The following is a 14404-nucleotide window of genomic DNA, read 5'->3' as shown; positions in this document are numbered from 1 at the left end:
CTTGTTCTCAAAAAAAGGTTACTGCCCAAAAAAATCGTTATGGGGTAATGGCTATATCGACCTGATAGCCGGTAAATTTACGAAGGTTGATCACACCGGTATCCAGAATCAGATACTGCCCCTTGATACCTTGCAACAAACCACTGACTTGTGGGGTTTTATCAAGATTGTGTGATTTGATCTTGTCCGGATAGGTCGCAACCGGATAACTGAATTCATATACCTCGCCATCGGTAATTGGCTGAATCGCCTGCACTCCATGTTCGCTTTGCAAACTACTGATGGCGCTGCGAGTCTTCTCAAACAGCTCATCTCGCAACGCAGCCAGATCAACGTCGTCAGCGTCACCCTTCAACAGGGCGCGCCAGTTGGTGCGATCACCTACGTACTCCCTGAAAGCGTCTTCAACGAAACCGGATAACTGACGGGTGGCAACCCGGAATATTGGCAGGGCCTGTTTTGCCCCCTGGTCCATCCAGCGGGTGGGCACCTGATTCAAGCGGGTAATGCCCACCTTGATACCTGAAGAGTTGGCGAGATAGACAATGTGATCGGTCATGCAAAACTCGTCAGCCCATTCCGGTTCACGGCAGGTACCCGCATCATAATGGCACTTTTCCGGACTCATAATGCAACTGTCACACTGAGCCAGTTTCTTGAAACAGGGGTAACAATAACCCTGACTGAAGCTCTTATTACTTTTACGTCCACAATGAATGCAGTGAATCAGATTGTCATAATGGATCGATAATTGGCTGCCAATATATTGGTTTAAGCCAATCAATTGCTCATCGAGAACCAGCTGATATTGGACGTTGTGGCTATCACCCTGACAGGTGTGCTCTGTGGCCATTTTACGCAAATGGCCAGAATAACGGTTTGTCTCCATGGAATACCCGCCGTTATTGCCATTTCAAAGGCTTCTCGCCTTCAGGCTCGGCCACATCCCCTTCCCCGCCACAATGGCTATGGGATTTCGGGGGTATATATCCGGTGCGCTCTTCAGCGGGCACATGCATTTGTTCATAAGCAATTACAGCTTGCATACACAGCTCTTTTTGCTCCTGATCGAGCTTGCGCCCGTCAGCCCATTTGCCCAGCTCAATGGCCGTTTTCAGGTTTTCATAGATGTCCGGAGTAATCGACTCCAGCAATTGTTTGATGTCCATAACTAGTCCAACTTTTTAATGTCACGATCCTGCCAAAACAGCCCCAACAGCATGCCTGACAACAAACCGACAGTATGAGCCGCATTGGCAATACTGCCATCGATAAACAGATTGATAGCGCCGGTTAAACCAATGACCAGCCACACCAACAGAAATCCAATGATGCCCGGGGGCAATCGCATCGGTGAATTGGGATTGCGCATCTGGATAACCCAGATAAAGCCCATCAAACCGTATAACACCCCTGACAGACCGCCGAACAGCGAAGGACCAGACCAGTAATACTGACCAAGATTGCTGAAGATTCCGGTAATCAGCACCACGCTCATCAATGTCACAGGGCTACGAAACCGCTCAATCCGGCGACCAAACTCCCAAACCCACAAACTATTAAAGGCCGCATGAAGCACACCGAAATGCAAAAAAATTGGCGTAATCAAACGCCAGTACTCGGCGCGATCCAGGGTGTCCTGCAGGGTTCCCCAGTAAGCTCGGCCGCCTTCCAGTAGAATTGGCTGCATGGTAAACCAGCCTATCGCACGATACTCACGGTCAAATTCAACCAGCAAAAACCCGCAAATTCCCAAAAAAATGGTCAATAAAGTCACCGGGTAATGGCTGATGCCAGATAAAAGTTTGAGACCGAGACGCGAAAAGAAATTGGAGACTTCAACCTGCTCCTGCTGAAAATCGGTGGTGTAATGCAGGTCATCGATACCTGCTTGCTCAACCTTTGCCAGCCACTGACTGACAGCTTCAACCTGCTCTTGCTGAGCGACCCAGAGACACTGATTGCCTTTTTCTTCCGTAACCCGACACATCACTCCATGGCGTTGCAGATGTACCAGCAGGCCGGAGAGATCCTTTGACAAGGGAAAGCTTTTAACCCGAAACCAACTCAAAATAGTTTTACCTGTCCACAGCCAACCAATTTATAAATCAAGGAGCTCTGCCTCATTGTTCTGCGGGTCGACATAGACCCATTTGAAATTGTCTTCCTTGAGGCTGGTTTCGCCATCAAAACAATAAGCGGTCAACCGACCAAAATTCACCGCACTGTAATCAAGACAGGCAATGTTGTGGAGCAGCGGTTTGGGGCGTCCTTTAAGCCAGTAGTGGCCAAAAAACACGGGAGGATCGTTGGGGTCGTAATGAACCAGACTCGATTTTTCATCCACCGCGATGGGATGCTCAGCCAGATCATAAGGCAGTGGATCGGGCTGAAACACGACATCGCCATAGGTTTTCGGGCTCTCTGACCAGAATTTGGTACGAAAAAAACGCCTGATAAAACCGTCTTTACTTTTTACCTTAAGCCCCTCTGGTAACGGCATACTGGTTCCTCTGGTGAGGCGGTCCACCACCTGGTGCTCCAGACTGTCGCGTTGCCTGGCGGCAGCCAGAAACTCCTCGGTAAGATAACTGGTGTGGTAGCGCTGTTGATACTGTTCAATCAATTCCGCATCCCAACAGGCATGAACCGCACGGAATCCCTCACCTTCCCAAAATAAAGCCAAGCCCTCAAACCATTGCGTGAACTCCTGCCACTCATCCGGGTAATCCCGAAATTGCTCAAGCGTAGCCTGCATTAATTTGTACATACGAGGGTGCAGCGCATCCTGATCACCACTGCGCAGATACTTATCCAGCTCCTGCTTCATCCAGATGGCATTGAACTCATGATTACCCACGATCACTCTGGCGTGGCCAGCTTGCTCCATGGCTCTGACCAGGTGCAGGGTTTCCCTGATTTTCGGGCCGCGGTCAATCAGGTCACCAAGGAAAATGGCTATCCTTTGCGGATGAGCGTAGGCCCCCTGCTGTTCACGATAACCCAGGCGTTGCAGCAGGCGAACCAGAGCATCGTGACAACCGTGGATGTCACCAAAAATATCGAACCCTGTGTTGCCCTCTGAATTATTCACCGCTCGACTCCGTCAGTCACCCAAATGACTGCCCCACCCCAGCTTGGTGCGACAGGTTTCGTAGAAGTTGTGATTCAGCGGATGAATCAGATTCAGTTTATGTGGCTTCTTGTGTATGTAGATTTCGTCGCCGGGATTGGTAACCACGTGAGTTTGACCATCAAATGTCACATGGGGATAGGCCACATTATGTTCGCCCACAATGATGCGTATTTCACTGCTGCCATCAATCACGATCGGTCTGCTGCTGAGTGTGTGCGGGTGCATGGGCACGATAACGATTGCATCCAATTTCGGATGCATAATGGGTCCACCACCGCTGAGAGCATAGGCGGTTGACCCAGTCGGGGTAGAAATAATCAAGCCATCCGAGCGCTGACTGTAGACAAACTGGCCATCAATGTAGAGCTCAAATTCGATCATGCGGACAAACTTACCCGGGTGGATTACCACATCATTCAGGGCATCCCCACCACCGAGCAAAGCGGTTTTGCGCATCACGGAGGTTTCCAGCAGAAAGCGGGACTCCATCATGTACTTACCCTGTAAAACCTCTTCGACCTTGCTTTCAATGTCGTCGGGTTTAATGTCGGTCAGAAATCCCAGGCGGCCACGGTTAACCCCCAGTAGCGGTACATTGTATTTGGCCAGAGATCTGGCCGCCCCCAACAGGCTGCCATCACCACCAACGACAATCACCAGATCACAGGATTTACCCAATTCCTCATTGCTGCAGACTCTGAGGGTATGCCCCGGAAGACTCTCTGCGGTGCCATCTTCAAGGATCACTTCGACACCTGCCCCCTGAAGATAGCGGATCAGACGTTTCAGGCTGTAGAGCGCTTGTTCGCTGCTACCCTGACGCCCTACCAAACCAATGATTTTAAACTCGGACATAGACAGGTATCTTAAATAAATAAAGGATCCCTATTATACAAATCCCTTTCATTGATGGGCACCCAATGACCGAATTATTCCGCAATCCTCTAGTTCCTGCTCTGGCACGAACCCTATCATGGTGCCTGCAATCACCGGATCTGGTTAATCCTCTGGCGTTAAACGCCGGCATCGAGGCAAATGGTTCCGGATTTGACTGTCAGGACATAGCGCCACACTTGCAGTCATGGCTTGATCGTATGGACAAACAGACGAGCTGCAGAACGTCCCCGGCACCATCCATTGAACAATGGCAAGCCGCTTGCCACTCCAAACGCCTCGGCCACCAATTCGAACGCTACTGGCATTATTACTGGCGTTATATCGCCGCACAGCCAAACCCCGCTGACTGGTTGTTCAATCAACAGATTAACGATAACGGCACCACGCTGGGTGAGATCGATGCACTGAATTTTGACGCCAACACCGATGAGCTGCATCACTACGAACTGGCGATCAAGTTTTACCTCGGTTACAACGCTCCGGATTCATCCACCCTGTGGCTGGGGCCCAATTGCAGAGACCGTCTGGATTTAAAACTGAGCCAGATGTGCCACAAACAGCTGACACTTCTGGAGCGGCACCCACAAGCCATTCCCGGGCAATGGCCCGCAACAGACATTGTGAAACACTTGCTGGTAAAAGGCTGGTTGTTTTACCCATTCAAACAACCGCTCGCGCCACCAGATTACGCAACAGACTGTCATAACAGAGGCAGCTGGCTGCATCAGAATCAATTGCGCGAACTTACAGACGACACAGCAACAACACCGCAATGGGTCATACTTCGACGATCGGAATGGCTGGACTGGTTTTTACAGGCAACAGACCTGCTGCACCAAGAACAAAGAGTGTTGGATAGCGTTGAGCTCCGCGCTGAAATCAACCGACTTTTCGAAACCGAAAAACAGTATTGTATGGTCATTCAATGCCAGGCCTGTTCGGCAGACCCGAATTATGTTGAGGAAGCCCACCGCTATATGGTGGTCGGCAATAACTGGCCGGAAAGTCTACCCAGCCCTAGCTGACCGAAGCAATCACCTGACCATCACGAATTACGTAATCCTGTATGGTCACCAGCTCGTGATAAGACTCTCGTGGGATGGCATTGGCTCCGTGCTTTAAATACAGAGCGCTCACGCCCGCTTCATTGAGCAATTTAGTCGCCGCCCTGCTGCGCCTGCCAGAATCGCAGTAAACCAGAAAACTTTTATCTGCCGGCAAGATACGTCGTTTCAGGCTCAGCAGATTGAGAGGGATATTAATGGCATCTTGAAGATGCTGACGACTGTATTCCTGCCCGGTTCTGACATCGATCACGATAAATTGATGCCGCTGTTGCTGCCATTGGGTCCAGTGCAAGCTAGGTACTCTATCCTCGCGCAGCAGCTCCAGAAAACGCCCTTTTTCCAACAGCATCAAGACCCCATCGGAGGTCATGGTGACGTTGGCATTTCTCACGGTCTGCTGCACCAGCGCATCTTCGCCAAAGCAACGGCCCGGGCCTATATCAGCAACATGCTCCCAACTTCCCAAAGCCTCATTGCGGCGCGTCACTTCAGCGGCGCCCTCTTTGATAAAGTAACAGCACTCACCATATTCACCCTGTCGAATAATGACATCACCCTTGTAAACCAACTCGGAGCGAATATCTTTGAACAGGCGCCCCATATTGGTGGGAGGCACCTTCAGAAACAGATTGGACCGCAATATGGTATTCATCCAATGAGTGTCTTCATCCAGATCCATATTCATCGAAATGTCCGCCAGAAGGTATTCCGCTGTCTGGCTCCAAGTCAGCAATTTATCCAGATAATCACGATCAAAACTGATAACCGAACAATCAGCAATCGCCACCAGAGTGTAGGGCCGGGGCTGTTCATCACCCAATGGCGTCAACGTTTGATAGGCTTCGACCGTTTCCACCTCACCGGAGCCATGACGATACTCCACCGTGCCGTAGAGCAGATAATAGACACGAGTATCAAATTGACCACCGGTGAACAGCGTTTCACCCGCAAACAGCCACTGCTGCTCCATGGTTTCGGCCAATGCCTGCAGATGACTGGGTAACATGGCCTGAAGCGGACTCAACATCGATAAAACGTCCGGGCTGACAGCCCTGGCCTGTTCTGATGAATGACTCATAAGCTATGGCAAACCCCTTTACTGGTAACTTCCGACTGCTGCTCGAGTGGCGGCAGCTTGGAGAATCCTCGACGCCCTTGCAGTCCGCCGGTATGAATCGCAACCACACGACTTCCAGCGGGCCAAAACCCCTGTTGCGCCAACTGGAGTATCCCCCACATCATTTTGCCGCTATAGACAGGCTCCAGTGGAATGCCCGTGGTGCCCTCAAAATCAACAATGAAGTCCAGCAGCTCGGGACTGGCTTTAGCATAACCTCCACCGTGGTAATCAAAAGTGATCCGCCACTGCCCTGTTTTTCTGACATCGACACTGTCGGCAATGCGCTGTTCCATTTCCGTCCACTGGCCTTCCCGGTCGCGGTTTGATGGCTTCAAGACACCAAAACCCAGAAACTTTTCTGCGGCATGACTGGTTTGTACGAGCCCCTGCAGAGTGGTGCCGGTGCCACAGGGTAAACAAACGGTTGCCGGACCCGGCATTCCCTGTCGCAGTACCTTCATTAAGGCGGAGCAGTATTCAGCACCTGCTGTACCCCCGCCCCCCTCAGGTATCAAATAAGGTAAATGCAGCGATTCAATATAGGCTTTAACAGTCTCTGCCCTCTCCTTGTCACGATACTCCTGATAACCGGCGAACATCAGTTTCATACCCAGCGACTCGCAATCGCTCAGTGTTGGCGATAACTGCTTTGGCCTGTGCCCCCGAATCACGCCGTGAGTTTCATAGCCTAACGCCTGCCCGGCAGCCGCCAGAGCGTGAAGGTGATTGGAATAAGCCCCACCAAAACTGACCAGTGACTGCGCCTTTTGGCGACGCGCCTGCTGCAGATGCCCCCAGAGTTTGTAGAGTTTGTTACCAGAAATCAGTGGATGAAGCAGATCATCGCGTTTTATCCAGCAATCAATACCGAGGTCGTTCAAGGGTTTCCAGACAAATTGTTGCAGCGGTTGCTGAGCCGTCAGGCGCTCTATATCGCCACCCAGCCATTTCCTCAACCTCGACGTATCAGGCCAACCGGTCATCAATCCTGCCCCTGACGACCATGGCTTTCACAGCGATCGCTCTCGCCCATCAGATAATCTGCAGGGCGCTCGACTCTGGGAATTCGACGACCACAGGGCAGTCCGCCATCGGCAATTGCCTGACAACTGGGGTTGCCATAGTGATGCAACCAGCTGCGGTACAAATGCTTATCGACACCACATTTCTCCGCCACATAGGCTTCGCTGTCTTCCATAAACAGGGGGATATCATCCACAGGCAAGGTTAAATGACCGTACCCCGGCTGAAATGACACAAAACTGATTGAGGCCTTGTGCAAACGCTCCAGTAACTGGTTGCCACTGTTGGCCAGCAGCTCCTGCTTTTCCTGCTGCAGCCGTTTCAATTCTTCTTCGAGGCCACTGCATTGGGTCTCCTTGTACATCAAGGAGACCTCTTTGAGCTGCACTTCTTCTTTCAAACTGGCTGTAGAGGCGTTCACCCGGGCATCAATTTCGGCTTCATAGGCTTTGCGCAGATCCTCCAAACTTTCTTCACCGCTGCTGACAGCGGTAGCCAGCTTATTTTCAAAATACTCACGCAGCCCCTGAATTTTTCCAGCCTGGCCGTCAATGGTCTGCTTCAGTTCTTCGTTTTTGGCTTGTTCCTGCTGGAGTTGTTGCTCAAGTTGTTCCCTGTCGGAACGAGCGTCTTTCAAATTCGACTGAAACTTGCTTTTGAGTTTTTGCAGTGCCTGCTCATGACTTTCCAGCATCGCCGACAGGCGCAAGTGATGCTCCTTTTTCAGCAATTCCAGAGCTTCAGTATTGATGGCCTGAGTCACGCCGGAGGTTACCGCCTGACCTTCCAGAATGGGGATATCATCGGGTTCCTGTTCGGCCACGAAACCCAACCGGTTATCATTGATGGCATCGCGAATCGCATGAAAGTGGGTGCTCTTGGAGCCCATTTCCGGGTCCCATAGATTGGGCTGATGCCACTCAATACAACACTGGCTACGACAGGCCAGGCGAATCGCCCCGCTACCCATATCGGGCCCACGGGCAGAGTTCTCAGCCAGTTGTTGCAGAGGAATATTCCAACGGTGATCGGCAAAACCTTCGGCATCAAAACTGATGGTAAAAAACACCAGTGCTTTAACCTTGAGGGCATCATCAATTTGAACATACACCGCCTTGACCTTGGTCCCGGCCAGCTCCGGCATAGGCGCATAATTGTCGAGAATGGCCTCAAATTCCGAGTAGCGCATTTCCCGCGACAACTTGTCCTGCTCAAAGATTAAGACTGCAGCCCTATCTTCCATTTACAAACACCAATATTCCCTTGTTAGTGATTATGCTGACCCTGCCAGCGCTAGTGAATGACACTCTCAGCTGAACGGCAGCCAAACGACACTCAACTTAATACTATAGTGTCGTCTACTGTGATTATGCCAAGTATTCGGCCAATCATCCTGTGAACTGGCTCAAATCCCGGCAAAGCTATACACATTTACCCTGCAACTGTTATGTTTGAAAACCATAACGGTGTACTTGCTCACAACATCTCCGGTTTCTCTCGCCTACATAAATTGGACTGGCGATACCATTGGGGATCATTTAACACCATTGGCTACCCTCTGATTTACCGGCAGGTTCGATCCGCTATGACCCGAGCTATTGTTACCTTTCTGATTGTACTGACGCTGGCTTTCACCTTTGCTTCAGCCAAAGCCTTTACCAGCGATGAAAGTATCATTTTTGCCGCAATGATCATCGTCCTGTTGGTCATTATCATCATTATTTCTCAAATCAGTCGACGCAAGCACAAACGCGGCAGGATCAATCTGCAGTTTACCCAAAAAGAGCTGGAACAAAAGATCATAGAGCGCACAGAAAAGCTCACCGACGAAATCGCCAAGCAGCAGGCGACCGAGGTGCTGTTAACCGAAACCCAGGAATACCTCAATAGCATCATCAACTCCATGCCATCGATCCTGATTGGCGTTACCGCCGATGGCACCATCACCCACTGGAACAGCGCCGCACACCATGCTACCGATATCACAGCTTATCAGGCCCTGACCCGTAATCTGTTCGACATTTACCCGGACATACCTGTCACCCAGGACATGATTACCACCACCATCGATCAGGGAACTCCCCGGCTTACCGAGAACATTCAGTCTGGCAGTGGCAGCAATGCCCTGCACACAGACCTGACCATTTACCCACTGGTTTCCGCCAATCGCCCCGGAGCGGTGATCCGTCTCGACGATGTCACCAAGCGGGTGCGCATGGAAAATATGATGATACAAAATGAAAAGATGCTGTCACTGGGCGAGCTGGCGGCGGGCATGGCGCACGAAATCAATAATCCGCTCAGTGCCATCATCAACAGCATTCAGAATATCCAACGCCGTACTACCCCTGAACTGCCCAAAAACCATCAGGTCGCACAATCTCTCGGCATTGAGGTGGAACAGATTCACGCCTATTTGAGCCAGCGGGAAGTCTTCAAGTTTCTCGACAATATCCGTGAAGCTGGTGATCGCTCGGCCAAAATTGTGACCAATATGCTGGAGTTTTCACGCAACAGCACTCAGGACCATGAACCGGTCGATTTAGAAGAATTACTGGAACACGCTCTGTTGCTCGCCAATAACTCATTCCAGTTGAAAACTCAGGATGGCGGCACCCAGCTGGCCCTGCAAAAGGAATATGAGACGGATTTACCCAAGGTTCCCTGCGCGGCCACCGAGATTCAGCAGGTGATCCTCAATTTGCTCCGCAATGCCTGTCAGTGCTTTATCACCACGGGAGCCAAAGCCGATGAACCGCCCAAGATTACCCTGCGACTCTACCGGTGGGATGAGCATGTCTGTCTGGAAATCGAGGATAACGGCCCCGGAATGGAAGAACCGGTCAGCCGCCATGTGTTTGAACCCTTCTATACCACCAAGGAGGTCGGCCAGGGCACGGGACTGGGATTGTCAGTCAGTTATTTTATTGTCACAGAGCACCATGAGGGCACCATTGAAGTTGAATCAACCCCCGGCAAGGGCTCCAACTTCATCATTACCTTGCCGCTGTGATCAATAGAGAATTATTTGGTTGAAAAGTGACCGTAACTGCCGTTTAAGTAGAGCAACGGATCAATGTCGCTCTCTTCGTTAACCAGCACCGTTTCTATTTGGGCAATCACAATACCGTGGGTACCGTAATCGACCCACTGATCAACCTGACAGATAAAACTGGCCAGTCCGTCTTCCAGCACTGGTGCTACACCGTCGAGATTCCAGTCACCGACGGACATGCGCGAGGCCCCCTGATCTCCGGAAGCACAGCGATTGGATACCTCCTCGTGTTGGGCGGCCAGCAGGTTTACTGAGAAGGATCTTGGTTTTTCGGCCTTCAGGGTTTTGTACATCAGGGTTTGCTGATTGATGCACACCAGCAGAGAGGCGGGACTGTCAGAGACCGAGGTAATGGACGTGGCGGTCATGGCACAGGGTTGACGGTCATCATCAAGACAGGCAACAACCGATACCCCAGAGGCCAGACGACGCATGCCTTCCTTCATTGCTTCACCCAATTCCACTTGTTTCATAAATACTCTCTGTTTCCATTACGCGCAATCGTACTGCACTGCTTGTCCACTTTATTGAACGGCTCAGGCTGCCCTGATAATGGCTAAAAAGATATAATGCCCTTTTTACCCTTACCCAATTACTTAAAGCAGTATTCCCCATGACGGTCAATCAAATCTTCCCCGAGCAGTACCAAAACCAACTGGACGATAAAATCGTCCGATTAGAGGAGCTGTTCGCCGGGTTTGAGACACCACAGATGCAGGTGTTCGAATCTCCCAAGGCCAATTATCGCATGCGCGCAGAGTTTAAGATCTGGCACGAAAATGGGCGCGCGCATTATGCCATGTATAAGCAGGGAGAATACAAGCGTCCCTTTATTATTGATGACTTTCCGGTCGCCACGGCGCAAATCAACCAACTCATGCCCTTGCTCCTTGAGAAGGTTAATAACAGCGAACTGTTAAGCCGCCGCCTATTTCAGGCCGAATTCCTCAACACGCTGACCGGACAAACAGTAATTACCCTGATTTACCATAAACCTTTGTGCGATCAATGGCAGGCTGAAGCCGAGCAATTGGCCTCCGATCTGGGTGTACACCTGATAGGCCGCAGTCGCAAACAAAAACGGGTAATCGGTCAGGATTACGTAGAAGAAACTCTGACGGTTCACGACCGCAACTATCACTACCAACAGGTTGAAGCCAGTTTTACTCAACCCAATGCCAAAATCTGCGAAAAAATGCTGGAATGGGCTCTGGATTCAGTAGCGACAACCAACCGAGACCTGCTGGAACTCTATTGTGGCAATGGCAATTTCACCATCCCTCTGGCCTCGCGTTTTCGCAAAGTCGTGGCCACGGAAATCTCCAAAACATCGGTCAAATCGGCTCATTACAATCTGGAGAAAAACCAAATCGACAACGTAGATATATTGCGGATGTCGAGCGAAGAGTTTTCTGAGGCGATGGATGGGGTACGGGAATTCCGACGCCTGAAGGAAATTAACCTGGATGAATACGATTTTTCAACGGTTCTGGTGGACCCACCCCGAGCGGGTCTGGATGACCACACCGTACAAATTGTCTCCCGGTTTGACCAGATCATTTACATTTCCTGCAATCCTGAGACGCTGAAAAACAATCTGGAAGCACTCAGTCAAACCCACGATATTCAGCAGTTTGCCCTGTTTGATCAGTTCCCTTACACCCATCATATGGAGTGCGGGATGGTATTGAACAAGAAAAGTTAATCCTAAAGATTATGGTGCCATCGACGGGAGCAAGACAGCTGCTTTCCAGACACGCCGTGAATACATCCCTGTAGGCTCTTTACAGACATCCCTGTCTGTAAAGGTCTGAAAAGCAGCTGCCTCACTCCCTCGGCAAAAGACTTCGAAAAGAGAAAAATGGAATATAAACTTTTCTGGGATTTCAGAGGTGTGACGGGTATTGCTATCCGAGACCGTTTGCAGCAAGGATGCTGCAATCGAGCCTACAGGGATGTATTCACGGCGTGTCTCGGCTAGCAATAGCCGGCGCGGCTCGCCACCCAAAACCAATCAACCTGCCTGATAAAACATTACCGACTCAACCTGAAACCGAGGGTCATCCAGTAAACGCTGAGCCGCATCCAGCACAAACTCTTTATGATCGGATTCTATGTTGACGCGCTCGGAGTCATAGGCCATTTTTTTCTTGGTCGAGAGGGCTTTCCATTCATCCAGAACCGGAATATGGGATGTGGCTTCGGCCAGCAAAAACACCGCTTTAAATTCTTCCTTGTGGCTTTCGCCAGCTTCCATAGACCCCAACAATGCACTGAGTCGAATGGCGCCTTCGGTCAGGGTTAACTGATCTTCTACAACCCCCTGAGCGATAATACGGATACTTTTTTTGCGTTTCTCCCGCTGTTCCTCAAGCTTCTTCTCGAGCAGCGCCATGGCCTCTTTCTGGGCCGCCTCCATTTCCTTCACTTTTTTGGTGTAATACCAGGCCATAACCATCAGCACCACAAGAACAATCAGAGCAAAGGCAACAATTACCAACATCCAGGTTTCATTCACAACATCAACTCTCAGTACACTCGTTATTCATCATCAACTGTTTCTGGCAAAACGCCGACACTGCCCGTCAACTCTTCGGCATCCTGATTGTCTGCCGCCTGAGCCAGTTGCTTTTTGGTCTTGGCCCCAAGCTTGCGCAACTTCTCTACCCGGCCGATCAAGTTGCCGCGGCCGTTGGCTAAGCGTTTCTGGGTCAGATCATAGGCTACCTGGGCTTTATCCAGTTGCTTACCAATATCCTCAAAAGCCGCAATTAACAGTACAAACTGATCATAGAGGCCGCCGGCCTGACGTGCGATTTCCTCGGCGTTCTTGTTCTGCTTTTCATAGCGCCAGATGTTTTCCACCGTCCTTAAGGTAGCCAGTAAGGTAGTTGGGCTGACTAATACAATGTGCTTGTCATAGGCCTCGCGAAACAGTCCCGGATCCTCTTGCAGTGCCAGCATAAAGGCCGCTTCCACCGGTACAAACAGGAACACAAAGTCGAGTGTCCGCAGCCCTTCCAGGTCTTCATAGGATTTGGCGCCCAGCTGTTTAATATGAGTACGCAAGGAATTGACATGTTGTTTCAAAAAATCGGATTTTTCTGGCTCCGAATCCGCTCCATAATACTTCTCGTAGTGCACCAGAGAGACTTTGGAATCGATCACAATGTCTTTGTTTTCCGGTAACCGGATAATCACATCCGGATTGCGGCGAGCCCCCTCTTCCGATTTGAGGCTGACCTGAACGTCATACTCGCGCCCCTTCTGCAAGCCTGACTCTTCTAACAGGCGCTCCAGAATAACCTCACCCCAATTGCCCTGCGCTTTATTATCCCCCTTGATGGCATTGGCCAGATTCAGGGCATCCTCTCCAATTTTGCTGGTCTGTTTTTGCAATTCGGCAATCTGCCCCACCAATTGATTACGCTCGGCCGCTTCTTTGCCGTAGACGTCTTCTACTTTCTTGCGAAAATCCTTTAACTGTTCTTTCAGGGGATTTACCGACGCATCAATGGTGGACTGACTCTGACGGCTGAATGCCTGTTGCTTCTCTTCAAAAATGCGATTGGCCAACACTTCAAATTCTTTGCCCAACTGCTGCTTGGACTCATTCAGCAATTGAAGCTGCTTGGCCATGTGTTCCTGTTCGGCCTCGGCTTTGGCTCGCAATGAGTTGTGCTCTGCCAACAGGGCCTCATAGGCTTCGCGCTTTTGCTTAAGTTCATCCAGTTGGCTGTCACGATGTTTCAGGGACTCTTGCAAAACCTGCTCAGCGGCGATCAATTGCTGACACTGTTGCTGCAATTGCCGGGTATCCTGCTGGTACTGCTCAATCTGACTGGTTTGCTCGCTTAACTGCGCCTGGCTTTGTTGTAACTGCCCCTGCAATTGCTCAAGTTCGCGTTCCGACAAGCCCTTGGTCAAAGCCATGTCCTGTTCAAACTGTTGCTGTTGCGAGGTAAAACGAGCCTCAAATAATTGCTTTTGATGCCGCCATATCAGAAACCACACCAGTGAAGTGGCCAGAACGCCCCCCGACAGGAAAATCAGGGTATCGGGGATTGATGTTAATGGTGTCATTGATTAAATTTCCTGAATAGCCA

14 protein-coding genes are annotated in these 14404 nt (G+C 50.6%); 3 read left to right on the top strand and 11 right to left on the bottom strand.

All coding sequences use genetic code 11. The annotated features are described in order from the left end of the window. Positions 1–37 precede the first annotated feature (37 nt). The 5 genes from ACPXV9_RS08160 to ACPXV9_RS08140 are packed head-to-tail and all read right to left on the bottom strand — an operon-like array spanning position 38 to position 3991. Complete coding sequence (locus tag ACPXV9_RS08160; RefSeq protein ID WP_423895956.1) at positions 38–889, bottom strand: DUF2797 domain-containing protein; 852 nt, start codon at positions 887–889, stop codon at positions 38–40. A 13-nt stretch (positions 890–902) separates the two neighbouring features. Beyond that, complete coding sequence (locus ACPXV9_RS08155; RefSeq protein ID WP_423895955.1) at positions 903–1169, bottom strand: YeaC family protein; 267 nt, start codon at positions 1167–1169, stop codon at positions 903–905. Between the two features lie 2 nt (positions 1170–1171). Further along, on the bottom strand, positions 1172–2071 hold the full coding sequence (locus ACPXV9_RS08150) for a rhomboid family intramembrane serine protease (RefSeq protein WP_423895954.1): 900 nt from the start codon (positions 2069–2071) through the stop codon (positions 1172–1174). Positions 2072–2101: 30 nt separating this feature from the next. Beyond that, entirely contained in the window at positions 2102–3094 is a 993-nt protein-coding gene (locus ACPXV9_RS08145) for a metallophosphoesterase (RefSeq protein ID WP_423895953.1), read from the bottom strand. Between the two features lie 12 nt (positions 3095–3106). Further along, the gene (locus ACPXV9_RS08140) at positions 3107–3991 is read right to left on the bottom strand and encodes an NAD(+) kinase (protein ID WP_423895952.1); all 885 of its coding nucleotides are present in this window, start codon (positions 3989–3991) and stop codon (positions 3107–3109) included. Positions 3992–4056: 65 nt separating this feature from the next. Between ACPXV9_RS08140 and ACPXV9_RS08135 the strand changes: the two genes are divergently transcribed. Then, positions 4057–5058, top strand: a complete 1002-nt coding sequence (locus ACPXV9_RS08135) for a DUF1853 family protein (RefSeq protein WP_423895951.1) — start codon at positions 4057–4059, stop codon at positions 5056–5058. Here ACPXV9_RS08135 and ACPXV9_RS08130 read toward each other — a convergent pair. The 3 genes from ACPXV9_RS08130 to ACPXV9_RS08120 are packed head-to-tail and all read right to left on the bottom strand — an operon-like array spanning position 5051 to position 8486. Beyond that, entirely contained in the window at positions 5051–6178 is a 1128-nt protein-coding gene (locus tag ACPXV9_RS08130; protein WP_423895950.1) for a cyclic nucleotide-binding domain-containing protein, read from the bottom strand. The two genes, ACPXV9_RS08135 and ACPXV9_RS08130, sit on opposite strands and share 8 nt — an antisense overlap. Next, positions 6175–7203 (bottom strand): 1-aminocyclopropane-1-carboxylate deaminase/D-cysteine desulfhydrase, encoded by a 1029-nt coding sequence (locus ACPXV9_RS08125; RefSeq protein ID WP_423895949.1) that lies wholly within the window; start codon positions 7201–7203, stop codon positions 6175–6177. The genes ACPXV9_RS08130 and ACPXV9_RS08125 overlap by 4 nt, the downstream gene beginning before the upstream one ends. Beyond that, a complete protein-coding gene (locus ACPXV9_RS08120; RefSeq protein WP_423895948.1) occupies positions 7203–8486 on the bottom strand; it encodes a hypothetical protein in 1284 nt (427 codons plus the stop codon). Before ACPXV9_RS08120 ends, ACPXV9_RS08125 begins: the two co-directional genes overlap by 1 nt. A gap of 342 nt (positions 8487–8828) precedes the next feature. Between ACPXV9_RS08120 and ACPXV9_RS08115 the strand changes: the two genes are divergently transcribed. Next, positions 8829–10256: a two-component system sensor histidine kinase NtrB gene (locus ACPXV9_RS08115; RefSeq protein ID WP_423895947.1), complete on the top strand. Its 1428-nt coding sequence runs from the start codon at positions 8829–8831 to the stop codon at positions 10254–10256. An 11-nt stretch (positions 10257–10267) separates the two neighbouring features. Here the strand turns inward: ACPXV9_RS08115 and ACPXV9_RS08110 are convergent, their stop codons facing one another. Further along, positions 10268–10771, bottom strand: coding sequence for a flavin reductase family protein (locus tag ACPXV9_RS08110; protein ID WP_423895946.1), 504 nt, complete (start codon positions 10769–10771; stop codon positions 10268–10270). Between the two features lie 140 nt (positions 10772–10911). On the opposite strand from ACPXV9_RS08110, the gene trmA reads away from it, so the two are divergent. Further along, on the top strand, positions 10912–12003 hold the full coding sequence (gene trmA / locus ACPXV9_RS08105; RefSeq protein ID WP_423895945.1) for a tRNA (uridine(54)-C5)-methyltransferase TrmA: 1092 nt from the start codon (positions 10912–10914) through the stop codon (positions 12001–12003). Between the two features lie 309 nt (positions 12004–12312). Here the strand turns inward: trmA and ACPXV9_RS08100 are convergent, their stop codons facing one another. Further along, complete coding sequence (locus ACPXV9_RS08100) at positions 12313–12816, bottom strand: DUF2489 domain-containing protein (protein WP_423895944.1); 504 nt, start codon at positions 12814–12816, stop codon at positions 12313–12315. A gap of 23 nt (positions 12817–12839) precedes the next feature. Beyond that, positions 12840–14381, bottom strand: coding sequence for a DNA recombination protein RmuC (gene rmuC / locus ACPXV9_RS08095; protein ID WP_423895943.1), 1542 nt, complete (start codon positions 14379–14381; stop codon positions 12840–12842). Between the last annotated feature and the right edge of the window lie 23 nt (positions 14382–14404).

The organism is Candidatus Pelagadaptatus aseana (genome assembly GCF_040362265.1).
GTDB lineage: Bacteria > Pseudomonadota > Gammaproteobacteria > Pseudomonadales > Cellvibrionaceae > Pelagadaptatus > Pelagadaptatus aseana.
Note: the sequence above shows the minus strand (reverse complement) of the source record. Positions and strands in the feature narration are given on the sequence as shown.